Here is a 22831-nt window from a genome sequence, read left to right as displayed (position 1 = left end):
CCTTCGACCCGGCCACCGCCTCCCACGTCTTCAGCCTGGCCGCCAGCGACTACCTGGACCCGCTGTTCCTGCCCCAGCTGGTCACCCAGATCAAGGCGCAGGCGCCCAACGCCAGCATCGACATCCACCCCTTGTCCAGCGACGCCGACTACCGCAACCACCTGGCCCAGGGCACGGTGGACGTGGTGATTGGGAACTGGATGCGCCCACCCGAGGACCTGCACCTGGGCCGCCTGTTCGGCGACGAGGTGGTGAGCCTGGTGGCCAAGCACCACCCGGCGGTGCGCCGTGGCTGGGACGCCGAGGCCTGGCTCAGCGCCGAGCACGTGGCGCCCACGCCCACGCACCCGGGCGCGCGCGGCGTCATCGACGAGCACCTGGCCGGCCTGGGCCTGACGCGGCACATCACGGCGCGCTGCCCGCATTTCGGACTGATCCCGGCCATGGTGGCGGGCAGCCTGCTGGTGCTTACCACCGGTCGGCAATACTGCGAGCGTTTCACGGCGCAGCTGCCCGTGACCATCCTGACCCCGCCCGTGAGCTTCCCCCGCATGATGTATTACCAGCTCTGGCACGAGCGCACCCACGCGTCCAAGGCGGGGCGCTGGCTGCGTGACCAGGTCAAGTCCGTCGCCGCCTCGCTGCGCGCGAGCGAATCCACCCGTGCCGAGGCCGCATGAGCGAATTCCCCTCTCTACGACTCGAACTCAGCGGCATCACCAAGCGCTACCCCGGCGTGGTGGCCAACGACGGCGTCTCGCTGAGCGTGCGCCCCGGCGAAATCCACGCCGTGCTGGGCGAAAACGGCGCCGGCAAGTCCACGCTGATGAAGATCATCTACGGCGCCGCCAAGCCCGACGAAGGCGCGGTGCGCTTCAATGGCCAGGCCGTGCACGTGCGCGACCCGCGCGAGGCGCGCGCCCTGGGCATCAGCATGGTGTTCCAGCACTTCAGCCTGTTCGACACCATCACCGTGGCCGAGAACGTCTGGCTGGGACTGGACAGGTCCTTCTCGCTCGCGCAGGTGCGCGCGGCCATCCGCGCCAAGGCGGGCGAGTACGGGCTGGACGTGGACCCCGAGCGCCCGGTGCACACCCTGTCCGTGGGTGAGATGCAGCGCGTGGAGATCATCCGCGCGCTGCTCACCAACCCGCAGCTGCTGATCCTGGACGAGCCCACCTCGGTGCTCACGCCGCAGGCGGTGGACAAGCTCTTCGTGGTGCTGCGCCAGCTGGCGGCCGAGGGTTGCAGCATCCTCTACATCAGCCACAAGCTGCACGAGATCCGCGAGCTGTGCACCGCCTGCACGGTGCTGCGCGGGGGCAAGGTCACCGGCGTGTGCGATCCGCGCGAGGAAAGCAACGCCTCGCTCTCGCGCCTGATGATCGGCGCCGAGCCGCCCGAGCTCACGCACCGGCCGCTGCACGCTGGCGAGCCGGTGCTGCGGGTCAACGCGCTCACCCTGGCCAGCGACGACCCCTTCGGCACCGCGCTGCAGGACGTGGCGCTGAGCGTGCGCGCGGGCGAGGTGGTGGGCATCGCCGGCGTGTCGGGCAATGGCCAGGGCGAGCTGCTGCGCGCGCTCTCGGGCGAAGACGTGCGCGCCCCGGCCGGCAGCGTGCGGTTGGGCGAGCGGGATGTGGCCGCGCTGGGCCCCGCGAGGCGGCGCGCCCTGGGCCTGCATTTCGTGCCGGAGGAGCGGCTGGGCCGCGGCGCGGTGCCCACGCTGTCGCTGGCGCAGAACCTGCTGCTGTCGCGGCGCGATGCGGTGGGCCGTGGTGGCTGGATCCGCGTGGGCGCGCTGCGGCGCCAGGCCGCGGACATCATCGAGCGCTACAGGGTCAAGGCCAACGGGCCGGACGCGGCGGCCAAGTCGCTGTCGGGCGGCAACCTGCAGAAATTCATCGTCGGGCGCGAGATCGAGGCCAAGCCCAAGCTGTTGATCGTCAGCCAGCCCACCTGGGGCGTGGACGTGGGGGCGGCGGCGCAGATCCGCGGCGAGATCCTGGCGCTGCGCGACGCCGGTTGCGCGGTGCTGGTGGTGAGCGAAGAACTGGAGGAGCTGTTCGAGATCAGCGACCGCCTGCACGTCATCGCCAAGGGGCGCCTGTCGCCCAGCCTGGACCGCGCGGACGCCACGGTGGAGCGCATCGGCGAATGGATGTCGGGCCTGTGGACCGGGCGCGAGCGGGACAACAACCAGAAGGAGACCGCGCATGCTGCGGCTTGAAGCCCGTCCCCAGCCGTCGAAGCTGTGGGGCTACGCCTCGCCGCTGCTGGCGCTGGCCATCACGGTGCTGATCGGCATCGCCCTGTTCGAGGTGCTGGGCAAGGACCCGGTGCGCGGCCTGCAGGTGTTCTTCTGGGAACCCATCAAGAGCGGCTACGCCCTCTCCGAGCTGCTGGTGAAGGCCACGCCGCTGCTGATCATCGCCCTGGGCCTGGCGGTGTGCTTCCGCTCCAACGTGTGGAACATCGGCGCCGAGGGGCAGTACATCATCGGCGCGGTGTTCGCGGGGGGCGTGGCGCTCACCGCGGACAAGGGCACCGGGCTGTGGATCGTGCCGGCCGTGATCCTGGCGGGCATGCTGGGCGGCATGTTGTGGGCCGGCATCACCGCACTGCTGCGCGACCGCTTCAATGCCAACGAAATCCTGGTGAGCCTGATGCTGGTCTACGTGGCGGTGCAGGTGCTCAACTACCTGGTGTACGGCCCCTGGAAAGACCCGGCGGGCTACAACTTCCCGCAGACCAAGACCTTCGAGCGGGTGGCGCAGATGCCGCGCCTGATGGACGGCTCGCGCGTGAACATCGGCCTGCTGTTCGCGTTGCTGGGCGTGGCCGGCGTGTGGCTGTTCCTGTTCCGCACGGTCTCGGGCTATGCCCAGACCGTGGGCGGGCTGGCGCCCATGGCCTCGCGCTACGCCGGCTTTTCCTCGCGCAAGGCGCTGTGGGTGGCGCTGCTCACCTCGGGTGGCGCGGCGGGCATGGCCGGGGCCTTCGAGGTCGCCGGCCCCATCGGCCAGCTCACGCCCTACGTGCCGGCGGGCTACGGCTTCGCGGCCATCATCGTGGCCTTCGTGGGGCGGCTGCACCCGGTGGGCATTGTTTTTTCGGCCGTGCTCATGAGCATGTTCTACATCGGCGGTGAACTGGCGCAGTCGCGCCTGGGCCTGCCCAAGTCCATCACCGGCGTGTTCCAGGGCCTGCTGCTGTTTTCGCTGCTGGCCTGCGACACGCTCATCGCGTACCGCGTGCGCTGGAAGCAATGACGACCCCCACGCTCCCCCCTGCGGGACGCTGCCCCCCAAGGGGGAGCGGCCGTGCCTTGGGGTGGCCCGGCGGCAGGCCATTCTTCAACAACTGACACCTATGGAATCGTACGCACTGCTCATTGCCGCCACGCTGAACGCGGGCACCGTGCTGGCCATCGCCTCGCTGGGCCTGCTGATCAACGAGAAGGCCGGCATCGTCAACCTGGGCGCCGAGGGCATGATGCTCTGCGCCGCGTTGGCCGGCTTCGCCACCGTGGTGCACACGGGCAGCAGCTGGCTGGGCTTCCTGGCGGGCATGGGCGCGGGCGCGCTGCTCGCGGCCGTCTTCGGCGTGCTGGTGATCTGGCTCAACACCAACCAGTACGCCACGGGCCTGGCGCTCAGCCTGTTCGGCGCGGGTTTCTCGGCCTTCGCGGGCACGGGCTACGTGCAGGCCACCCTGCCCGAGCAGGTGCGCTGGGCCATCCCCGGCCTGGCGGACATCCCCCTGCTGGGCGCGGCGCTGTTCCGCCACCACCCCATGGTCTATGCCTGCGTGGCCATGGCGCTGGGGCTGATCTGGTTCCTGTACCGCACGCGCGCCGGCCTGGTGCTGCGCAGCGTCGGCGAAAGCCCCGAGTCGGCACACGCCCTGGGCTACCCGGTGCGGCGCATCCGCCTGCTGGCGGTGATGGCCGGCGGCGCCCTGTGCGGCTTGGCGGGCGCCTACGTGTCCACTGTGTACACGCCGCTGTGGGTGGAGGGCATGATCGCCGGCAAGGGCTGGATCGCCCTCGCGCTGACCACCTTCGCCACCTGGCGACCCGCGCGCGTGCTGCTCGGCGCCTACCTGTTCGGCGGTGTCACCATGCTGCAGTTCCACCTGCAGGCCATCGGCCTGCAGATCCCCAGCCAGTTCCTGACCATGCTGCCCTACCTGGCCACCGTGGTGGTGCTGGTGCTGATTTCGCGCAACCCGACCTGGATCCGCGTGAACATGCCCTCGTCGATCGGGAAACCGTTCTACCCGGGGTCATAATTTGCTTGTCACTTTGAATACCCCACCGGGGTGGAGCTGCGGCGCCCGCACCGGTCCGATTCACCCAACCGTCGACACCCGAGGAAACCCATGACAGACCTCCACAAGCGTTCCCTGTTCAAGGTCGCCGCGATGAGCGCGCTGGCCGCCGCCGTGCTGATCGGCTGCGGCAAGAAGGAAGAGGCCGCCGCGCCCGCGCCCGCGCCGGCTGCGCCCGCCGCCGCCCCGGCCGCGCCCGAGCCGCTGAAGATCGCTTTCGCCTACGTCGGCCCGGTGGGCGACGGCGGCTGGACCTTCGCGCACGACAACGGCCGCAAGGCGCTGGAAGCCGAGTTCGGCGACAAGATCAAGACCACCTTCGTGGAGAGCGTGCCCGAGAGCGCCGACGCCGAGCGCGTGATCCGCGACATGGCGTCCAACGGCAACAAGCTCATCTTCGGCACCACCTTTGGCTACATGGAGCCCATGCTCAAGGTCGCCGCCGACTTCAAGGACGTGAAGTTCGAGCACGCCACCGGCTACAAGACGGCCGAGAACATGCGCACCTACGACAGCCGCACCTATGAGGGCGCCTACATGGCCGGCGTGATCGCGGGCTCCATGACCAAGACCAACACCCTGGGCGTGGTGGCCTCCATCCCCATCCCCGAGGTGATCCGCAACATCAACAGCTTCACGCTGGGCGCGCAGTCGGTGAACCCGAAGATCAAGACCAAGGTGGTTTGGGTGAACGGCTGGTTCGATCCGCCCAAGGAGACCGAGGCCGCGACCTCGCTGCTCAACGGCGGCGCCGACATCCTGTTCCAGAACACCGACTCGTCGGCCGTGCTGCAGACCGCCGAGAAGGCCGGCAAGCGCGCCTTCGGCTGGGACTCGGACATGACCGCCTACGGTCCCAAGGCCCACCTGGGCTCGGCCGTCATCAACTGGGGCCCGTACTACATCAAGGCCACCAAGGACGTGCTGGAAGGCACCTGGAGCACCGGCGGTGTGTGGTGGGGCCACAAGGAAGGCGCGATCGACATGGTCTCCATCGCCGACGACGTGCCGGCCGAGACCAAGGCCAAGATCGACACCATCAAGGCCGGCCTGAAGGACGGCAGCTTCCACCCCTGGACCGGTCCCATCCTGGACCAGGCCGGCAAGGAAGTGCTGGCCAAGGACCAGAAGGCGGACGACGCCTTCCTGGGGGGCATCAAGTTCTACGTCAAGGGCGTGGAAGGCAAGCTCCCGAACTGAGCGAAAGCCCCCTGAACCGAAAAGGGCTGCCCAAAGGCGGCCCTTTTTGTTTGAATGGCGGCCATGATCGAACGGCAACTCTGGCATCCCGTGGTGGCTTCGCACACGCTGCGCGAGGCGCCGCTGGCCCGGGGCCTGCTGGGCGAAGCGCTGGTGCTGTGGCGCGAGCACGGCGCGGTGCACGCCTGGGCCGACCGCTGCCCGCACCGGGGCGCCCGCCTGTCGCTGGGGCGCGTGCTCACCACCGTGCAGGGGCCGCGCCTGGAATGCCCGTACCACGGCTGGCAGTTCGAGGCCGGCGGGCGCTGCCGCCACGTGCCGGCCTCGCCCGATTTCCAGCCGCCCCTGGGCCACGCGACCACGGCCTTCGAAGCGCGCGAAGCGCACGGTCTGGTGTGGGTGCGGCTGGACGCGCCGACGGCCGGCTTGCCCGACGCGCCGCCCGCTTTCGCCGAGGCCGGGGACGCCGGCTGGCGCCGCGTGGTCTGCGGACCGTACGCGGTGGCCACCAGTGCGCCGCGCCTGGTGGAGAACTTCCTGGACCTGAGCCACTTCGGCTTCGTGCACGAAGGCTGGCTGGGCGAACGCGGACACGCGCAGGTGCTCGGCGGCGTGGTCAGCGAAAGCCCGCAAGGCCTTCAGGTGCTCAAGGCCCGCGCCTGGCAGCCGCGCGGCTATGCCGAGGCCGGCGGCGGCGCCTGGGTGGACTACGCCTACGAGGTGCCGCACCCCTACGCCGCGCTGTTGCGCAAGGACGCCAGCGATGGCGACCCGGTGCGCAACGCCATCGCCCTGTTCATCCGGCCCGATGGCGACGAGGCCTGCACCGCATGGTTCGTGATGGCCACGCAGAACGACCGCTCCAGCGATGAGGCGCTGGTCGATTTCCAAGACACGGTGTTCGCGCAGGACCGGCCGGTGGTGGAATCCCAGACGCCCAAGGCGCTGCCGATCGGCCGCACCGCCCGCGTGGCCGAAGTGCACGGCCCCGCCGACCGCGTGAGCAGTGCCTACCGCCGCTACCTTCAACGACTGGGCATTGCCCTGGGAACCTGCTGACCATGTCGCCTGCCGAACTTGCCGCCCACCTGCCCAAGGCCGAACTGCACATCCACATCGAAGGCTCGCTCGAACCCGAACTGATCTTCGCGCTGGCGCAGCGCAACGGCGTGAAGCTGCCGTACCGCGGCGTGGAGGCCCTGCGCGAGGCCTACGCCTTCACCAACCTGCAGAGCTTCCTCGACATCTACTACGCGGGCGCCAGCGTGCTGCTGCACGAGGCCGATTTCTTCGACATGGCCTGGGCCTACTTCCAGCGCGCCTACGCCGACCGCGTGATCCACGCCGAGCTGTTCTTCGACCCGCAGACGCATACCGCGCGCGGCGTGGACATCGGCGTGGTCATCGGTGGGCTGCAGCGCGCCTGCGAATGGGCGCAGGCCGAGTTGGGCATCTCCAGCCGGCTCATCCTGTGCTTCCTGCGCCACCTCAGCGAAGAAGAGGCCTTCGCCACGCTGGACGCGGCCTTGCCGTACCGCCAGCACTTCGTCGGCGTCGGCCTGGACTCGAGCGAGCTGGGCCACCCGCCGGAGAAGTTCTCGCGCGTGTTCGCGCGCTGTCGCGAGCTGGGCCTGCATGTCGTGGCGCACGCGGGCGAGGAGGGGCCGCCGGCCTACATCTGGGGCGCGCTGGACGACCTGAAGGCCGAGCGCATCGACCACGGCGTGCGTTGCCTGGACGACCCCGCGCTGGTCGCCGAGCTGGCGCGCCGGCGCACGCCGCTCACGGTCTGTCCGCTGTCCAACCTCAAGCTCTGCGTGGTGAACGACCTGCGCGAGCATCCGATGAAGCGCCTGCTGGACGCCGGCCTGTGCGCCACCGTCAACAGCGACGACCCGGCCTACTTCGGCGGTTACCTCAATGCCAACTTCGTGCAGACCGTCGAAGCCCTGGGCCTGTCGCGCGAGGAGGTCATCACCCTGGCGCGCAACAGCTTCGAGGCGAGCTTCATCGACGAAGAGACGCGCCAGCGCTACCTGGCGCGGCTGGAGGCGGCCAGCGCGCCGCCTTGACGCGCGTCATCCTGCGGCCGGTCGGGTCGGCCTAGAGTGGCCCATCGCATCGCAAGGGGTGAGCCATGCGCGTTGGGCGTGCTCTGTTGTCCGTGGGTCTGTCGCTGGCTCAGTTGTCCTGTGGCGGCAGCGGGGGCTCGGTGCCGCCACCCCCACCTTCGGGCTGGGTCGTGATCGATGCCCCGGCGTCGACCGACACGGTGTGCAACGAGCTTGGCCTGAGCGGCGAGGCCTTCATCAGTCCGACCGATTGGCATTGCTGCGGCGGCTCGGCGGTCGAGATGACCGCGGTCACCGTGACCTGGCGCAATGAGACCTCGGGCGCCGCCGGCACGGCCAGCCAGTCGGTGAAGACGAGCCCCTTCTTGGGCCTGTATGGGCACACCTGGAGCGCCACCGTGCCGCTGGTGCCGGGCACCAACCGCATCGCCGTCACCGCCACCGACACGGCCGGGCTCGCCGGCACGGCGCGCCTGGACATTCGCAAGACCGGGCCGTCGTTCGCGCTGTCCGGGCGTGTGCTGAGCGACGGCGGCCTCTGGGGCCTCGGCTACGCCGAGAGCGGGGTGAGCGTGGCGCTGGCCGGTCCCGCCAGCGCCACGGCCTTGCCCATGAGCGGCGCGGCGCGGGGCGACTACGCCCTGAGCTGCCTGCCGCCGGGGCGCTATGCGGTGACGCCGCGGTCCGGGCCGTTCGGCTTCGCCTTCCAGCCGGCCTCGCGCACCGTCGACATCGTGTCCGCCGACGTGGGGGGCGTGGACTTCCAGGCGCCGGCCCACCGCCTCTCGGGTGGCGTGAGCTGGGCCGGCAGCGGCTTGCCGAGCACGGCCGATTGGATCACCGTGGGCGCCGGCGCGGCCTCCCTGGTGCGCGCCGTCGACGCTCTCGGGGCCTACGGTTTCGTGCTGCCGGATGGGGCCTACACCGTGACGCCGTCCGACCCGCTGTGCCTGGGGTGTTCGTACACGCCGAGCCAGCGCGACGTGCAACTGCAGGGCGCGGACCAGGCCGGCCTGGACTTCCTGCGCCAGTGAGGCGAAGGCCCCGCGACCGAGGGCCCGCCTACAATACGGCCCCGACGCGAGCCGGAGCTTCCCCGGCTCGCGTTTTTTCGTCACTGGAAGCCATGTAGAGGAACACCATGTACAAAAACCTCGCGGCCTGGCGCGCCTTCGCGCCGGCATTGGCCGCCGTGTTGGTATCCCCCCTTGTCGCTCAGGCCCAGCCGGTCAAACCGCCGGTGAAGGCCGCCTTCGTCTATGTGACGCCGCTCACCGAGGCCGGCTGGGTGCGCCAGCACGAGCTCGGCCGCCAGGCCGTGCAGGCGGCGCTGGGCGAGCGCGTCCAGACGAGCTACGTGGAGAACGTGGCCGAAGGCGCCGACGCCGAACGCGTGATCCGCGACCTCGCGCAGCAGGGCAACCACATCATCTTCACGCCCAGCTTCGGCTACATGGAGCCCACGCTGAAGGTGGCGCGCGATTTCCCGAACGTGAAGTTCGAGTCCATCACCGGCTACAAGGCCGCGCCCAACGTGGCCACGGCGAACGCGCGCTACTACGAGGGCCGCTACCTGGCGGGCGTGGCGGCGGGCCGGCTGGCCACGCAGGCCGGCTACCTGGCGGGCTTTCCCATTCCCGAGGTGATCCAGGGCATCAACGCCTTCACCCTGGGCATGCGCTCGGTGAACCCGCGCGCCACGGTGAAGGTGGTGTGGCTGGGCGAGTGGTTCAACCCGCCGCGCGAGCGCGACGCGGCCATGACGCTGATGAACCAGGGTGCCGAGGTGCTGGCCTTCCACACCGGCAGCACCGCCGTGATGGTGGCCGCGCAGGAGCGCGGCAAGCTCGCCGTGGCCTACCACTCCGACATGCGCGCGGTGGCGCCCGACGCGCAGGTGGTGGCCGTGACCCACCGCTGGGGCGACTACTACACGCGCCGCGTGAAGGCCGTGCTCGATGGCAGCTGGCGCAGCGAGCAGGTCTGGGGCGGGGTGGCGCAGGGGTTCATCCGCGTCGAGGGCTTCGGCAAGAAGGTGCCCGAGGCCGTGCAGAAAGAGGTGAACGCGCGCCAGGCCGACATGGCCGCCGGCCGCCTGGCGGTGTTCGCGGCGCCCGCCTCGGCCCCGGTGCGCGGCCAGAACGGCCAGACCGTCATCGCGGCCGGGCAGCGCCTGAGCGACGAGCAGATCCTGACGATGAACTGGTTCGTTGAGGGCGTGCAAGGCAGCTTGAACTGAAACCGCCTCCTGCGGCGGGCATAGGCCGCATCGGCGCGGCCGTATGACAGTGTGCGCCGGGCCGTGTAGGCTCCCGGCCATGAATGCCTACCGTGCCAGCCTGCTGCGCTTCGACGAGGACAGCGGCGCCCCCCAGTTCGACGACGACGGCCTGCTGGTGATCGGGCCGGACCACCAGGGCCGGGCCGTGGTGCGCGCGGCCGGTGCACATGGCGCGCTGATCGACCGATACCCCGGCGTGGCCGTGCAGGACCTGCGCGGCCATCTGATCGCGCCGGGCTTCATCGACATGCACGTGCACTACCCGCAGACCGATGTGATTGGCGCGCCCGCCGCCGGTCTGCTGCCCTGGCTGGAGCGCTACACCTTCCCCCACGAATCGCGCTTCCACGACCCCGTTCACGCGCGCGAGGTGGCGCGCTTCTTCTTCGACGAACTGGCGCGCAACGGCGTCACCACCGCGCTCACCTTCGCCACCTCGCACCCGGTCTCGGTGGACGCGGCTTTCGAGGAGGCCCGCGCGCGCGGCCTGCGCTTCATCACCGGCAAGGTGCTGCAGGACCGGCACAGCCCCGAGGGCGTGCGCGACGACACCGAACAAAGCCTGCTCGATACCGAGGCCTTGATCCGCCGCTGGCATGGCGTGGACCGGCTGGGTTACGCGATCACGCCGCGCTTTGCGCCCACCAGCACGCCCGCGCAGCTGCGCGGCGCGGGCGAACTGGCGGCGGTCCACCGCGAGGTCTGGATCCAGTCGCACGTGGCCGAGAACCTCGACGAGGTGCGCTGGGCCCTGGAGCTTTTCCCCAACAGCCGCAGCTACCTCGGCGTGTACGAGGACTTCGGCCTGTTGCGCGAGCGCGCCGTCTACGCGCATTGCATCCACCTGAGCCAGGCCGATCGCGAACGCATGGCGGCCACCGGGGCCGTGGCCGCCGTGAGCCCCACGAGCAACCTGTTCCTGGGCAGCGGCTTCTTCGACTACCGGGCCGCCGACGCGGCCGGCATGGGCTATGGCCTGGCCAGCGACGTGGGCGGCGGCACCAGCTTCTCGCCGTTTCGCACCATGCTGGCGGCCTACACGGTGGGCCGCGAGGGCCAGACCAAGCCGGGATTGAGCCTCGCGCCCGGGCAGCTCTGGTGGCAGCACACCGCGGGCGCGGCGCGCGCACTGGGCCTGCAAGGCGTGGTGGGCAACCTGCAGCCGGGTCATGAGGCCGACTTCGTGGTGCTGGACCCCAAGGCCACGCCACTGCTGGCGCGCAAGACCGCCCAGGCCGACAGCCTGGACGAGTTCCTGTTCGCCCTGATCGTGTTGGGCGACGACCGCGTGGTCGCGCGCACCGTGGTCAACGGCCGCTAGGGCCCGTCCGCGCGGGCGCGGCCCGGCACGGGCGGGCACCCGCCCACCCGCCCACCGTCAACGCGCCACGATGGCCAGGCGGTCGTCGCGGTTCAGGCGGGCCCAGAAGGCGCCCCGGCCGGCGTCGAAACCCACCACGGTGGTGTTGCCGCAGCTGGCGTTCACGTCGGCGGGCAGGGCCGTGAGGTAGCCGGTCTGGTAGGCCTGCGCGCTCACGCAGCCGGCGTCGGCCAGCGGCACCCAGGCGCGTGCCGCGGTGTCGTAACGGGCGATCGCGCTGTTGGCCGCGGTGCGACCGGCTGGGGCGGTGAACTCGAGCACGTAGCTGTCGCCCACGGTGGCCTCGCTCAGCGCCCAGGTCTTGGTGGCGTGCGTGGGCAGCACCACCGGCGCCTTGCCCAGCTCAGTACCGTTGCCGTAGCTGCCGGCCAGGCCGGTGTCGGTGGCGATGTCCTTGGCGACGCCGTACGGGTCGATGTAGGTGCCACCCTGCCCGCTGATGCCGCTGACGATCAGCTCGTCGCTCAGGGTGGCCCCGCCTTTCGCCTGCCAGTTCAGCAGCACCTGCTTCTTCAGGTCGATGGTGGTGCCGCGCACCTCCACTTCCTCGTCGGGCGCGCCGACGTTGATCACGCGCGCGCGCTGGCTGTTGTTGAGGTTGGGGCTGTAGCTCTGGTGGCGCTGGAAGAGGTAGCGGTACATCATGGACTCCATCTCCAGGTTGCTGTTCGCGAAGGAATAGCCTGGCGTGGCGCTCATGGTGCGGGTGCGCGTGTCGTGGCGGTTGAAGGTGTTGTTCACGCCATCGAGCAGGCGCGCGCGGCTGCCGCCGGCCGATGTGCAGGGGCTGGTGCGGTACGAGGGGTCGTAGGCGCCATTGCGCTGGATGTCGCTGGGCACGCTGGAGGGGTAGACGGTCTTGGCGCAGCGGTCGCGGGTGCGGACGAAGCGGTCCATCAGCGTCCAGCTCGGGTTGTCCAGCTGCTGCAGCGCGGCGGCGTTGCTGAGCACCGAATGGGTGACGAAGTAGGAGCGGTAGTCGATCGTCGGCCCCGTCACCTCGAACACCGAGGCGTTGACGTCGACGAAGCCGGTGCTGTCGCTCTGCACCTTCATCATCAGGTAGTCCTGGATGCGCTCGTGCTCGCTGAAGCGGGTTTCGTAGCCCTTGTAGGCGGCGTTGCCGGAGATGATCTGCAGGAAGGGGCGGTCGGTGTCGTCGCGGATCAGGCTGCGCGAGTAGTGGTGCTCATGGCCGCTCACATAGATCACGTCGTGCGCCGCGAGCAGCTGGCGGTACTTGTCGTAGGCGTCGCGGAACAGCACGTCGTTCACGATGGAGATGCTGCCGTCGACGATGTTCTCGCGCACCAGGCCGTAGCGGCTGCCGGCGAAGGAGTTGTGCGTCTGCAGGATGATGTGGTCGACCTTGGCCGCGTGCTTGTTGACCATGGCCTCGACGAAGCCGTAGGCGCGCTCGAACCAACCGTAGGAGATGTTGATCAGCAGCACGTTGTCGCGCACCAGCGCGTAGTTTTTGTTCCGGGAGCCGGGCATGTGCTCGGCGTCGGCCGGGATGAGGGACTCGACGGTGTCGTGCCAGTCCTGGTCCGTTCCCTTGGGCTCGTGGTTGCCCATCACGGGCAGGATGGTCAGCTTGTCCTTGTACTGGTCGGCCAGTCCGCGCCACATCGCGTATTCCTGCGGCGTGCCGTTCTCGACCAGGTCGCCGACGGCGAGCACGATCTTCACGCCTTGCTGCACATGGAAGTCGAGCACCGCCTTCATGGGGTGCAGGGCCACGCCGGAGTTGCTGCCCTGGGTGTCGGGCATCACGCCGATCTTGAGCGTGGTTGGTGTCGGGTGGGTGCTGGGTGGCGGGCTGGGCGGGGTGGCGCTGTCGGCGGCGCCGCCACCGCCACCCCCGCAGGCGGCGAGCGTGAGGCTGGCAGCCAGCGCGAGCGCGCTGGCACGGGGTCGGGCATTGTTGTTGGCGAGCATGGAGGTCTTCCGCGTTGTGGTGGTGCCAACGAAAAACTGTTGGCGCACCAATGATCGGGAAGCCCCATGGCATTCGCGTGAATGCGCGGCCGTTCGGAACCGGCGCGGCGCATTCGCCAGGGTGCAGGCCCACCGGCGGGTGGGCCGCCGGACTCAGTTGTAGGTGAGCGGGTGCGCCTTGCCCCAGAAGACGCGGTACAAATAAATCGTGTACACGACGATCACCGGCAGCGTGATCGCCACGCCGATGAAGATGACGGTCAGCGAGCCCGTGGCCGCCGCCGCGTCCCACAGCGTGAGCCGGCCGATCACGATGTCCGGGAAGATGCTGTAGGCCAGGCCGAAGAAGGCCAGCACGAAGATCAGCACGGTGTTCACGAACACCAGCCAGCCATAGCCGGCGTCGATGAGGTTCGGCCGCGTGACCACCCAATGCACGGCGAAGAAGGCCGCCGCGCAGATCAGCGGCACCGGCAGCAGGGCAAAGATCTGCGGCAGGCCGAACCACTTTTCGACCACCGCCGGGTTCACCAGCGGCGTGGCCGCCGAAATGGCCAGCAGCGCCACGCCCATGGGCCACAGGGCGCGGCGCGCCCAGCCCACGGCCCGGTGCCGCAGCTCGCCCTCGGTTTTCATGATGAGCCAGCCCGCGCCCAGCAGCAGGTAGGCCGCGGGCAGCGTGACGGCGATGCCCAGGCTGAACAGCGTGCCGATCGGGCCGGTGTCGAAACCGGTGATGTAGCTGCCCAGCATCCAGCCCTGGGCCATGCTGGCGGCCAGCGATCCGGCGAAGAAGGCGCGGTTCCAGAACGGCAGGTACCGGGTGGGCGCCTTGACGCGAAAGTCGAAGGCCACGCCGCGCAGGATTAGGCCCACCAGCATGACCGCCACCGGCAGGTACAGCGCCTGCAGCACGATGCCGTGCGCCTTGGGAAACGCCACCAGCAGCACGCCCACGCCCAGCACCAGCCAGGTTTCGTTGGCGTCCCAGAAGGGGCCGATGCTGGCGATCATGGTGTCCTTCTGGTCGCGCTCGCCCAGCGGCAGCAGCAGGCCCACGCCGAGGTCGTAGCCGTCGAGCACCACGTAGGCCAGCAGCGCCAGGCCCATCACGGTCATGAAGATCAGGGGGAGGAATTCGGCCCAGGTCATGTGGATCTCCGTCGAGGTTCAGGCGCCGGCCTTGCCCAGTTCGCCATGCGGCGCTTCGGGCGCGTGCTTCACGGGATGCTCGGCCATGTACTTGAGCACGCCCACGTAGGTGATCAGCAGCAGGCCGTAGACGGTGAGGTAGGCCGCGAGCGTGAGCGCCACGTGGCCCGAGGCGATGGTGGTGGCCACGTCGGCCGTGCGCAGCAGGCCATAGACGATGAAGGGCTGGCGGCCGATCTCGGTGACGTACCAGCCCGCCAGCGTGGCCAGCCAGCCCGAGAACGTCATGGCCGCCAGGGTCCACAGCAGCGGGCGCGGCAGCCGGGTGCGCGCGTCGCCGCGCTGCGGCCACAGCTTGTACACGCCCCACAGCGCGACGAGCAGCATCAGCGAGCCCACGCCCACCATGACGCGGAAGGCATAGAACACCGGGGCCACGGGCGGGTGCGCGTTCGGGAAGTCGGCGATGCCCCGCAGCTCGCCCTCCCACTCGTGCGTGAGGATGAGGCTGCCCAGCTTGGGCACCTTGACGGCGTAATGCGTGGTGCCGGCCTTTTCGTCGGGGATGCCGAACAGCGTGAGGGCGGCGCCCTTCTCGGTTTCCCAGACGGCTTCGATCGCGGCGACCTTGGCCGGCTGGTGTTTCAGTGTGTTGAGGCCGTGCAGGTCGCCCACGAAGATCTGCACCGGGGCGATGAGCGCGGCCGCGAACACGGCGGTGCGCAGCGCCTTGTGCGTGCCGCCGGTGGCGCTGCCTTTGAGGAGCTGCCAGGCGCACAGCCCCGCGATGAGGAAGGACGCGGTGAGCCCCGAGGCCAGCAGCTTGTGCGCCAGGCGGTAGGGGAAGGAGGGGTTGAAGACGATGGCGAACCAGTCCACCGCAATGAACTCGCCCTTGACGATCTCGGCGCCCGCCGGCGTCTGCATCCAGGAGTTGAGGCTGAGGATCCAGAAGGCCGAGAACGTGGTGCCCAGCGCGACGAGGAAGGTGGCGATGAGATGCACGCGCTCGCTCACGCGGCCCCGGCCGAACAGCATGATGCCGAGGAAGCTGGCCTCCAGGAAGAAGGCGGTGAGCACCTCGTAGCCCAGCAGCGGGCCGGCGATGTTGCCGGCCTTTTCCATGAAGCCCGGCCAGTTGGTGCCGAACTGGAAGCTCATGGTGACGCCCGAGACCACGCCCAGCGCGAAGCTCAGCGCGAACACCTTGGTCCAGAAGTAATAGGCCTCCTCCCAGGCCTGTTCGCGCGTGCGCACGAAGCGCAGGCGGAAGAACAGCAGGAACCAGCCCAGGGCGATGGTGATGGTGGGAAAGAGGATGTGGAAACTGATGTTCGCGGCGAACTGCAGGCGCGAGAGCAGCAGGGTGTCGAATTCCATGGCGGGCGCTCCTTCGGGTTCTGGGTCAGGCCGCTTTGCCGGCCTTGTCGCCGCGCGCGGGGGCCTTGCCGGTCAGGCGGTCCTTGATCTCGAGCACACGCGTGACCGTAGCGCCCATGCCCATGAGTTGCAAGGCCGTCTCGGGCGCGAGCTTCTGCACGTCGTCGAACCAGGTCATGAGGCGGTCGATGAGGTCGTGCATTTCGCGCATGCGCTGCTGCGCGTGGCGTTCGGCCTCGGACTTGGGCGTCTCCAGCAGCGCGGTGCGCAGCATGGACAGGGTGGGCTCGATCTCGCGCCGGCGGCGCTCTTCGGCCAGCACGCGGAAGATCTCCCACACGTCCGCCGGCGCTTCGAAGTACTCGCGGCGGTCGCCCGGCTGGTGGCGCAGCCGCACCAGGCGCCAGGCCTGGAGTTCTTTCAGGCCCATGCTGACGTTGGAGCGCGAGAACTCCAGGGTTTCGGCGATCTCATCGGCGCACAGCGCCTGGTCCGAGAGGTAGAGCAGGGCGTAGATCTGCCCCACGGTGCGGTTGATGCCCCAGCGGCTGCCCATCTCCCCGAAGTGGGCGACGAACTCGCGGTTGAGGGGTGGGAGGTGGTCTTGCAGCGGCATGGCCGGCACTGTAGCCGGTTTGGCCTGAAGTTTCAGAAATTACTGAAATTCCAGAATTGGCCTGAGGGCCTTCGCTGAGGGCCGGCGGCCTGGACGGCCCGGCCGGCCGGGCCTCAGGGGGTCATGACGAACTGCGGCACGCCCGCCGGGTCGAGCACCGGGTGGGCCTTGACGCGCCAGACCGCGCGCACCAGGTCGGCGGTGAGGGCGTCGGCGGTGGCGCCGTGGGCCACCACCTGGCCATGCGCCAGCACCCACGCGCGGTCGGCGTAGCGCAGTGCGAGGTTGAGGTCGTACAACACCATCAGCACACCGATGCCCTGCTCGCGCGACCAGTCGCGCAGCGCGCTTAGGCTCTGGTGCTGGTGCTGCAGGTCCAGCGCGGCGGTGGGTTCGTCCAGCAGCAGCCAGCGCGGCAGGCCGTCGGCGCAGGGCCGCCAGACCTGGGCCATGGCGCGCGCCAGCTGCACGCGCGCGCGCTCGCCGCCGCTGAGCTGGCGGATGCCGCGCCGCGCCAGCGCCTCGACCGAGGCGCGGCGCATGGCGGCGCGCACGATGGCGGCCTCATCGGGTTCGGGGTGCTGGCGGTGCGGGTAGCGGCCCAGTTCCACCACCGCTTGCGCGGTGAAGTCGAAGGCGGGTACCAGGTCCTGCGGCAGGTAGGCGCGGTGGCGGGCGAAGCCGGCCGCGCTGCCGGTGTGCAGTGGCTGCCCGTTGAGCCACACGCGGCCGGCGTCGGTGCGTTGCAGGCCGCCCAGCGTGCCCAGCAGCGTGGACTTGCCCGCGCCGTTGGGGCCCAGGATCACACCCACCTCGCCCGCGCGCAGCTGCAGGTCGACGCCCTTGAGCACCTCGCGCGCGCCATGGCGCACGCACAGGCCCTCGGCGTGCAGCCGCTTCGGGTCGCCGCCGCCGCTCACAGCGTCCTTGCGTGCGCACTGCGCAGCAGGGCCAGGAAGAAGGGCACACCCACCCCGGCGGTGATCACGCCCAGCGGCAGCTCGGCCGGCGCCAGCGCCGTGCGCGCCCAGGCGTCGGCCACCAGCACCAGGCAGGCGCCGAGCAGGGCCGAGCCCGGCAGCACCCAGCGGTGGTCGGCGCCGGCGAGCAGGCGCACGATGTGGGGCGCCACCAGGCCGATGAAACCGATGGTGCCGGTGGTGGCCGTGACCGCGCCCACCGCGAGCGCCGTGACCACGACGCACAGGCGCTTGAGGCCTTCCACGCGTACGCCCAGCATCACGGCCTGCGCCTCGCCCAGCGCCAGCGTGTTGAGCGCGCCCGCCAGGCGCAGGCCGATGGCCAGCGCGGCGGTGGTGATGCCTGCGACCAGCAGCACCGCGCTCCAGCGCGCGCCGCCGAGGCTGCCGAGCAGCCAGAACTGCAGGTTGCGCAGCTGTTCGTCGGTGGCCAGGAAGTTCAGCAGGCCCAGGCCCGCGCCCGCCAGCGCGTTGACCGCGATGCCGGCGAGCAGCATCAGGCCGACGCGGGTGCCGCCTTCGCTGCGCGAGAGCAGGTAGATCAGGCCCGTGACCGCCAGCCCGCCCGCGAAGGCCATCAGCACCAGCGGCCAGCTGCCCAGGGCGCGCGGCAGCTCGGGGAACCAGGTGGCGCCCAGCACGATGGTGGCGCCCGCCGCCAGCGCCGCGCCGCTGCTCACGCCGATGAGGCCGGGATCGGCCAGCGGGTTGCGGAACAGGCCCTGCATGAGCGCGCCGGCCATGCCCAGCCCGGCGCCCGCGGCCACGCCGAGCAGCAGGCGTGGCAGGCGGATGTTGAAGAAGACCAGTTCGGGCCCGCTGCGCGCGGCCTCGGCGCCACGGCCGAGCGCGCCCCACAGCAGCGGGGGCAGTTCGCGCAGCGGCAGGCCGTAGGCGCCCCGGCCGGCGGCCCACAGCGCGCACAGCGCGAGCAGCAGGCCCAGCAGGGCCAGGGTCCAGGGGCCGCGCCGCTGCGCCGGTGGCCAGGGCGAGGCGCTCGCGCGCGCGAGCGTGCTCACGGCATCCTCTTGCGAACGGCGCTCACGCGGCCACCAGGCGCTGGTGCAACTCGCCCACCACGCGGGGCAGGCGCGGGCCGAAGCCCAGCAGTTCGAGCGCGTCCAGGTGCACGAGGGCGCGGCCGCTGTCGCGGCGCCGCCAGGCGGGCGTGAGCGGCAGTTCGGGGCGGCGCCAGAAGGCGGCCTCGCCACCGATGGCGTCCAGGCCCTGCGTGGTGGTGAGGATCGCGTGCGGCGCGGCGGCGGCCATGGCCTCGGCCGTCATCGGGCGGTAGCCCTTGAAACCCGAGAGGGCGTTGCGCGCGCCGGCGAAGCCGATCAGGGCGTGGGCCGCCGTGGCCTCGCCGGCCACCATGGGGCTGCCGCCGTGCGCGAGCACGAACAGCACGCGGGGCGCGGGGCCGGCGTGCGCGCGCACGCGCCGCAAGGCCTGGTCCCATTGCGCGTCCAGCGCGACCAGCAGGTCCTGTGCCGCGCGCGCCTTCGACGCGGCGCGGCCCACGGCCTGCACCTTGCGGCGCACCTCGCCCCAGTCGTGGCTGCTCTCGATCAGATCGACCGTCACGCCGGCCGAGCGCAGCTGGTCGAGCACCACGGGCGGCCCCGCGTCGCCTGGCGCGATGACGGTGTCGGGCCGCAGCGCGAGCAGGCCTTCGGCGGAGAGCTGGCGCAGGTAGCCGACTTTGGGCGTGGCCAGCGCGGCGGCGGGGTAGAGGCTGGTGGTGTCGGTGCCCACCAGCAGGTCCTGCGCGCCGAGCGCGTAGACCACCTCGGTGATGCCGCCGCCCACGGTGACCAGGCGTGGCGCGCGCGGTGGCGCCGCAGCGAAGGCGGGCAGGGCGGTGCCGGCGACCAGGGCGGCGGTGGCGCGCAGCAGCGCGCGGCGGCGCGGGGGGACGCGGGTGGGTGCCATGGCGCGCCTCAGGCCGGGGTGGGCGCGTCCAGCGTGGGCCGCTGCGCCAGCACGTCGCGCCAGGCGCCGCGCTCGGGCTGGCCGGGCTTGCGCGCGCCGAAGAACATGGCCATGAGCTCGCCTCGCGCGTCGAAGGCCTCCAGCGAGGTGACGACGCCGTCGCTGGTGGGCTTCTCCACCACCCAGGCCTCGTCGATCAGGTCCTCGCGCAGGTGCAGGTTGAAGCCGGGATCGAGCACGTTGAGCCAGGCCTGGCCGTTCATCTCCAGCGGCTCCACGCGCTTCACCGGCCCGGTGTGGATCTGGATGCAGCCCGGGCTGCCCACGAAGACCATGATGGGCGTGCCGTTGAAGGCGGCGTCGGTGAGCGTTTCGCGCACGGCGCCGCGCTCCACGCGGCGCGTGTAGCGGCCTTCGACCAGGCGGAAGCCCTGGCGCCGCTCGACCCCGAATTGGCGCAGCAGCGGGAAGAACTGGTGCGTGTCGGTCATGGCGCCCCAGGCCTCGGAGAAGGCCTTGGCGTCGACCCGCGCGGGGGTCTCGGTGGCGGGCGAGGCCGGGGCCTCGAAGGCGGGCGTGGCGGCCGGATCCTGCCACTGCTCGACCACGCGGCGCCAGGCCGCGCGGTCGCTGGTCTCGCGCAAGAAGATCTTGTGCACGGCGGTGCCGTGGCGGTCGAAGAACTGCAGGCTGGGCAGGGCTTCGTTGCCTGGGTTCTGCGTCCACTCGGTCACCGCCAGGCCCGCGTGCCATTGGTGGAAAAAAAGGCGCAGGTCGATGTCCTCGCCCAGCGCCAGGCCGATGGCGCCTTCGCCGGAGAGCTTGTCGTAGACGCCGGTCTTCTCGTGTACCGCGCCCTCGTTGCGCGTGAGCGCGAGCAGCGGCCCGCAGGGCTTGAGTGACCGCAGCAGCGCGAGCCAGTCGGCCCTGAGCGCGACGGCGCGCGTGGGACCTTCGTCGGCGCCGATGTGCGCGGCCAGCGCGGCGCCCTCGCTCACGCCGATGGATTCGGCGGCGTCGCGCGCGCGCCGACCCTGGGCGCGCGCGGCCTGGTAGGCGGTGCGGATGTCGTGGATGTCCATGCGGGTTCTCCTTGTGGGGCTCAGAAGTCGGTGACCAGCGCCAGCGACAGGCTGCGGCCGGGCGAGGTGTAGGCGTCCAGCGTGGCCAGGTTGCCGGCCACGCCTTGCACGCTGCTCCACAGCCAGTACTTACGGTCCGTCAGGTTGTGGATCGCCGCGCTCAGGCGCGTGCGGGGGGTGATGCGCCAGGTGGCGCGCAGGTCCAGCGTGGTCCAGGCGGGCGTGGCGAACTGCTGCGGCGTGCTGCTGCGGTCGATGTCCTCGCTGTCCTTGGCCAGCGCGTGCGTGAGCACGGCGCCCAGGGTCCAGTCGGCGATGCGGTGGTCCACGCCCAGCACCAGCTTGGCCGGGTTCACCGAGTTCAGCGGCTGGTTCAGCAAGGTGTCGCGGCCCTTGGTCCGGCCATAGGCCAGCTTGAGCGTGGTGGCCGGCGTCACGGTCCAGCGGCCTTCGAGTTCGACGCCGCTGAGCTTGACGCGGCCGCGGTTGACGGCCTGGAACAGGATGGGATTGCCCGGCGCGCCCGTGCCGCCGACCCGCACGTTGTCCTCGATGAAGTCTTTGTAGCGGCCGGTGAAGGCGGTGACCAACCAGTTCAGCCGGCCGTGCTCGCCGCGCGCGCCGAGCTCCAGGGTCTGGCTGGTCTCGGGCTTGAGGTCCGGGTTGGGCAGGGTGCGGTAGTTGGCGAGCGCGTTCTGGAAGAAGTTGTTGAGCTGCAGCGGGCTTGGCGCCTTGAAGCCGGCCGCCGCGTTGGCGAACACCTGCCAGTGCGGATGGGGGCGCAGGATCAGGCCCAGCTTGGGCGAGAGCGCGCTGTCGGACAGCGCCGCCGGGGCGAGCGGGTACAGGGGGCTGCTCTGCGGCTTGAGCGAGAAGCGGTCGTAGCGCAGCGCGGGAATAACGCTCCAGCGCTCGCTCACGAACTCACTCTGCAGGAAGAACGCGCTGTTGGTCTCGCGCGTCTTGGGGAAGCGCTGCAGCGGGTAGGTTTCGTAGGCCGGGCCGGCCACGCCAGTGACCAGGTTGTCGAGTTCGGCCACCGACACGTCGGCGCCGTAGACCAGGGTATGGGCCCAGCCGTTGCCGAGCGGGCGCGTGCGCTCGGCCTGCAGCACGGCCTGCCAGAGGTCTTCCTCGTAGCGCACGTCGCGTTCGCGCACGGTGGGCAGGGCGGTGCGGACCTCGCGCGACCACTCGCGCGAGCGCGACTGCTGGTAGCCCAGGGTGGCGCGCAGCGTGTCGGCCCAGGCGGACTGGAGGAAGAAGCGGCCGTCCCAGCTGGCGCGCGTGCGCTGCATCTCGCTGGTGCCATCGAGGTCCTGCACGCCGGTGACCGTGGGCGAGCGGCCCGTGTAGCCCTCGACCGCGGTGTTCTTGTCGACGTGTTCGAGGGTGAAGGTGTGGGTCTGGCCCGCGCCGGGCGTGAGCACGATCTTGCCCAGCGCTGAGACGCTGCGGTCTTTCTGCGGGTTGGGGACGGTGCGGTTGCTGTTGAGCGAGCGGTTGTCGCCCTTGTTGTCCAGTTCGCGGGCGCGGCCCACCTGCACGCTGCCCAGCCACTGCAGGCGGTCGCTGGCGATGCCGGCCAGCGTGAGCCCCGTGCCCGCGCTCTTGTCCTCGGTGTCGGCGCGCACGCCCGCGCGGCCGCCGAAGGTCTGGCCCTCCTTTAGCAGGTCCTTGGGCGCGGTGGTGGTCATGGCCACCATGCCGGCCAGGCCGTCGGAGCCGTGGAGCGCCGAGGCCGCGCCGCGCAGGATCTCCACGCGCGAGATCAGGCCGAGGTCGTAGTAGTCGCGGCCGAATGCGGCGGCGCCGAACACCTGGTTGTTGAGTTCGCGCGGCATGCGGATGCCGTCCACCGTGAGCAGCACGCGGTTGCCGTCCAGGCCGCGGATGTTGAAGCCCGCGTTGCCGTCGCGGCCGGTGGAGCCGCTGACCGCGCCGAAGCGCTGCGGCGCGCGCTTGACCTCCACGTTGGGCAGCTCGCGAACCAGCTCGCGGATGTCTTGGGCCCGGGTGGGGTCCAAGGCCTCGCCTTCGATCACGTCGATGCGCGCGGGCACTTCCTCTAGCTCACGCTCGCTGCGCGAGCCGGACACCACCACGGGCTTGAGCGAGCCGGGGGCGACCTGCGTGGCGGAGCCGGGGACGGTTTGCGCATGGACCGGCGCGGCCGCGAGCAGCGCGCAGGCCAGCGCGACGGGGTGGAGGGCGGAAGAAGGGAAAAGGCGAAGGCGTGGCACGAGGGCACCCGGTGTTTGTGGTGAAAGACACGGGCTGGCTCGCGCGCCGCGAAGCGGCAACTGGCTGGCTGGTAGCGAAAGGCGCGCGCCGCGGCGCGCCGGTGGAACCTATTTGGTGAGGATCAGTTTGTTCTGCGCGGTCAGGCTCAGCTTGTAGTGCTGGCCGTCGTGCTCGATGAACACGTCGCGCCGGCCGCCGCTCAGCTGGCCGAACTGCACCTGCGCCGCGGGCACCGGCG

20 protein-coding genes are annotated in these 22831 nt (G+C 70.7%); 10 read left to right on the top strand and 10 right to left on the bottom strand.

Going from position 1 to position 22831, the window contains the following annotated elements; genetic code table 11:
* The 10 genes from BGO22_RS02320 to guaD form a co-directional block, all read left to right on the top strand.
* Window positions 1-680: LysR substrate-binding domain-containing protein (locus tag BGO22_RS02320; protein WP_286848649.1), on the top strand; the 680-nt coding region annotated here is incomplete at its 5' end.
* On the top strand, window positions 677-2230 hold the full coding sequence (locus BGO22_RS02315; protein WP_070398975.1) for an ABC transporter ATP-binding protein: 1554 nt from the start codon (window positions 677-679) through the stop codon (window positions 2228-2230). The genes BGO22_RS02320 and BGO22_RS02315, both read left to right, overlap by 4 nt.
* Window positions 2217-3272: an ABC transporter permease gene (locus tag BGO22_RS02310; RefSeq protein WP_070398974.1), complete on the top strand. Its 1056-nt coding sequence runs from the start codon at window positions 2217-2219 to the stop codon at window positions 3270-3272. Before BGO22_RS02315 ends, BGO22_RS02310 begins: the two co-directional genes overlap by 14 nt.
* A 100-nt stretch (window positions 3273-3372) precedes the next feature.
* A complete protein-coding gene (locus BGO22_RS02305; protein ID WP_070398973.1) occupies window positions 3373-4293 on the top strand; it encodes an ABC transporter permease in 921 nt (306 codons plus the stop codon).
* 90 nt (window positions 4294-4383) lie between these two features.
* Window positions 4384-5532, top strand: a complete 1149-nt coding sequence (locus BGO22_RS02300) for a BMP family ABC transporter substrate-binding protein (protein WP_070398972.1) — start codon at window positions 4384-4386, stop codon at window positions 5530-5532.
* Window positions 5533-5595: 63 nt separating this feature from the next.
* Window positions 5596-6591, top strand: a complete 996-nt coding sequence (locus BGO22_RS02295; protein WP_286848639.1) for a Rieske 2Fe-2S domain-containing protein — start codon at window positions 5596-5598, stop codon at window positions 6589-6591.
* 2 nt (window positions 6592-6593) lie between these two features.
* Window positions 6594-7604, top strand: coding sequence for an adenosine deaminase (locus tag BGO22_RS02290; RefSeq protein WP_070398971.1), 1011 nt, complete (start codon window positions 6594-6596; stop codon window positions 7602-7604).
* A gap of 170 nt (window positions 7605-7774) precedes the next feature.
* Window positions 7775-8638, top strand: coding sequence for a hypothetical protein (locus BGO22_RS02285; protein ID WP_070398970.1), 864 nt, complete (start codon window positions 7775-7777; stop codon window positions 8636-8638).
* A 107-nt stretch (window positions 8639-8745) separates the two neighbouring features.
* Complete coding sequence (locus BGO22_RS02280) at window positions 8746-9843, top strand: BMP family ABC transporter substrate-binding protein (protein ID WP_204744372.1); 1098 nt, start codon at window positions 8746-8748, stop codon at window positions 9841-9843.
* A 79-nt stretch (window positions 9844-9922) separates the two neighbouring features.
* Window positions 9923-11206 (top strand): guanine deaminase, encoded by a 1284-nt coding sequence (gene guaD / locus BGO22_RS02275; RefSeq protein WP_070398968.1) that lies wholly within the window; start codon window positions 9923-9925, stop codon window positions 11204-11206.
* A gap of 57 nt (window positions 11207-11263) precedes the next feature.
* Here the strand turns inward: guaD and BGO22_RS02270 are convergent, their stop codons facing one another.
* From BGO22_RS02270 to hemP, 10 genes are all read right to left on the bottom strand, one after another.
* Window positions 11264-13207 (bottom strand): metallophosphoesterase family protein, encoded by a 1944-nt coding sequence (locus BGO22_RS02270; protein WP_070398967.1) that lies wholly within the window; start codon window positions 13205-13207, stop codon window positions 11264-11266.
* Window positions 13208-13360: 153 nt separating this feature from the next.
* Window positions 13361-14359 carry a cytochrome d ubiquinol oxidase subunit II gene (locus BGO22_RS02265; protein WP_070398966.1) on the bottom strand — a complete coding sequence of 333 codons (999 nt, stop codon included), beginning with the start codon at window positions 14357-14359 and terminating at the stop codon, window positions 13361-13363.
* 18 nt (window positions 14360-14377) lie between these two features.
* Complete coding sequence (locus BGO22_RS02260) at window positions 14378-15739, bottom strand: cytochrome ubiquinol oxidase subunit I (protein WP_070398965.1); 1362 nt, start codon at window positions 15737-15739, stop codon at window positions 14378-14380.
* Window positions 15740-15764: 25 nt separating this feature from the next.
* Window positions 15765-16355, bottom strand: coding sequence for a GbsR/MarR family transcriptional regulator (locus BGO22_RS02255; protein ID WP_070398964.1), 591 nt, complete (start codon window positions 16353-16355; stop codon window positions 15765-15767).
* A gap of 113 nt (window positions 16356-16468) precedes the next feature.
* Window positions 16469-17275, bottom strand: coding sequence for a heme ABC transporter ATP-binding protein (locus tag BGO22_RS02250; protein WP_286848625.1), 807 nt, complete (start codon window positions 17273-17275; stop codon window positions 16469-16471).
* Window positions 17272-18354, bottom strand: a complete 1083-nt coding sequence (locus BGO22_RS02245) for a FecCD family ABC transporter permease (protein WP_070398963.1) — start codon at window positions 18352-18354, stop codon at window positions 17272-17274. Before BGO22_RS02245 ends, BGO22_RS02250 begins: the two co-directional genes overlap by 4 nt.
* A 22-nt stretch (window positions 18355-18376) precedes the next feature.
* Window positions 18377-19267, bottom strand: a complete 891-nt coding sequence (locus tag BGO22_RS02240; protein ID WP_070398962.1) for a heme/hemin ABC transporter substrate-binding protein — start codon at window positions 19265-19267, stop codon at window positions 18377-18379.
* Between the two features lie 8 nt (window positions 19268-19275).
* Window positions 19276-20349: a hemin-degrading factor gene (locus BGO22_RS02235; protein WP_070398961.1), complete on the bottom strand. Its 1074-nt coding sequence runs from the start codon at window positions 20347-20349 to the stop codon at window positions 19276-19278.
* Window positions 20350-20369: 20 nt separating this feature from the next.
* Complete coding sequence (locus BGO22_RS02230; protein WP_070398960.1) at window positions 20370-22592, bottom strand: TonB-dependent hemoglobin/transferrin/lactoferrin family receptor; 2223 nt, start codon at window positions 22590-22592, stop codon at window positions 20370-20372.
* A gap of 108 nt (window positions 22593-22700) precedes the next feature.
* Window positions 22701-22811, bottom strand: a complete 111-nt coding sequence (hemP, locus tag BGO22_RS02225; RefSeq protein WP_286848652.1) for a hemin uptake protein HemP — start codon at window positions 22809-22811, stop codon at window positions 22701-22703.
* Window positions 22812-22831 lie beyond the last annotated feature (20 nt).

Origin of the sequence: Hydrogenophaga sp. 70-12 (assembly GCF_001897365.1) — a bacterium.
GTDB lineage: Bacteria > Pseudomonadota > Gammaproteobacteria > Burkholderiales > Burkholderiaceae_C > Hydrogenophaga > Hydrogenophaga borbori.
This window is presented reverse-complemented; position numbering and strand designations above follow the sequence as displayed.

Coding starts and splice junctions, on each gene's coding strand:
- BGO22_RS02315 (WP_070398975.1), top strand. CDS start 677: ATGAGCGAATTCCCCTCTCTACGACTCGAACTCAGCGGCATCACCAAG.
- BGO22_RS02260 (WP_070398965.1), bottom strand. CDS start 15,739: ATGGAATTCGACACCCTGCTGCTCTCGCGCCTGCAGTTCGCCGCGAAC.
- BGO22_RS02310 (WP_070398974.1), top strand. CDS start 2,217: ATGCTGCGGCTTGAAGCCCGTCCCCAGCCGTCGAAGCTGTGGGGCTAC.
- BGO22_RS02300 (WP_070398972.1), top strand. CDS start 4,384: ATGACAGACCTCCACAAGCGTTCCCTGTTCAAGGTCGCCGCGATGAGC.
- BGO22_RS02235 (WP_070398961.1), bottom strand. CDS start 20,349: ATGGACATCCACGACATCCGCACCGCCTACCAGGCCGCGCGCGCCCAG.
- BGO22_RS02305 (WP_070398973.1), top strand. CDS start 3,373: ATGGAATCGTACGCACTGCTCATTGCCGCCACGCTGAACGCGGGCACC.
- BGO22_RS02295 (WP_286848639.1), top strand. CDS start 5,596: ATGATCGAACGGCAACTCTGGCATCCCGTGGTGGCTTCGCACACGCTG.
- BGO22_RS02240 (WP_070398962.1), bottom strand. CDS start 19,267: ATGGCACCCACCCGCGTCCCCCCGCGCCGCCGCGCGCTGCTGCGCGCC.
- guaD (WP_070398968.1), top strand. CDS start 9,923: ATGAATGCCTACCGTGCCAGCCTGCTGCGCTTCGACGAGGACAGCGGC.
- BGO22_RS02255 (WP_070398964.1), bottom strand. CDS start 16,355: ATGCCGCTGCAAGACCACCTCCCACCCCTCAACCGCGAGTTCGTCGCC.
- BGO22_RS02270 (WP_070398967.1), bottom strand. CDS start 13,207: ATGCTCGCCAACAACAATGCCCGACCCCGTGCCAGCGCGCTCGCGCTG.
- BGO22_RS02280 (WP_204744372.1), top strand. CDS start 8,746: ATGTACAAAAACCTCGCGGCCTGGCGCGCCTTCGCGCCGGCATTGGCC.
- BGO22_RS02265 (WP_070398966.1), bottom strand. CDS start 14,359: ATGACCTGGGCCGAATTCCTCCCCCTGATCTTCATGACCGTGATGGGC.
- BGO22_RS02290 (WP_070398971.1), top strand. CDS start 6,594: ATGTCGCCTGCCGAACTTGCCGCCCACCTGCCCAAGGCCGAACTGCAC.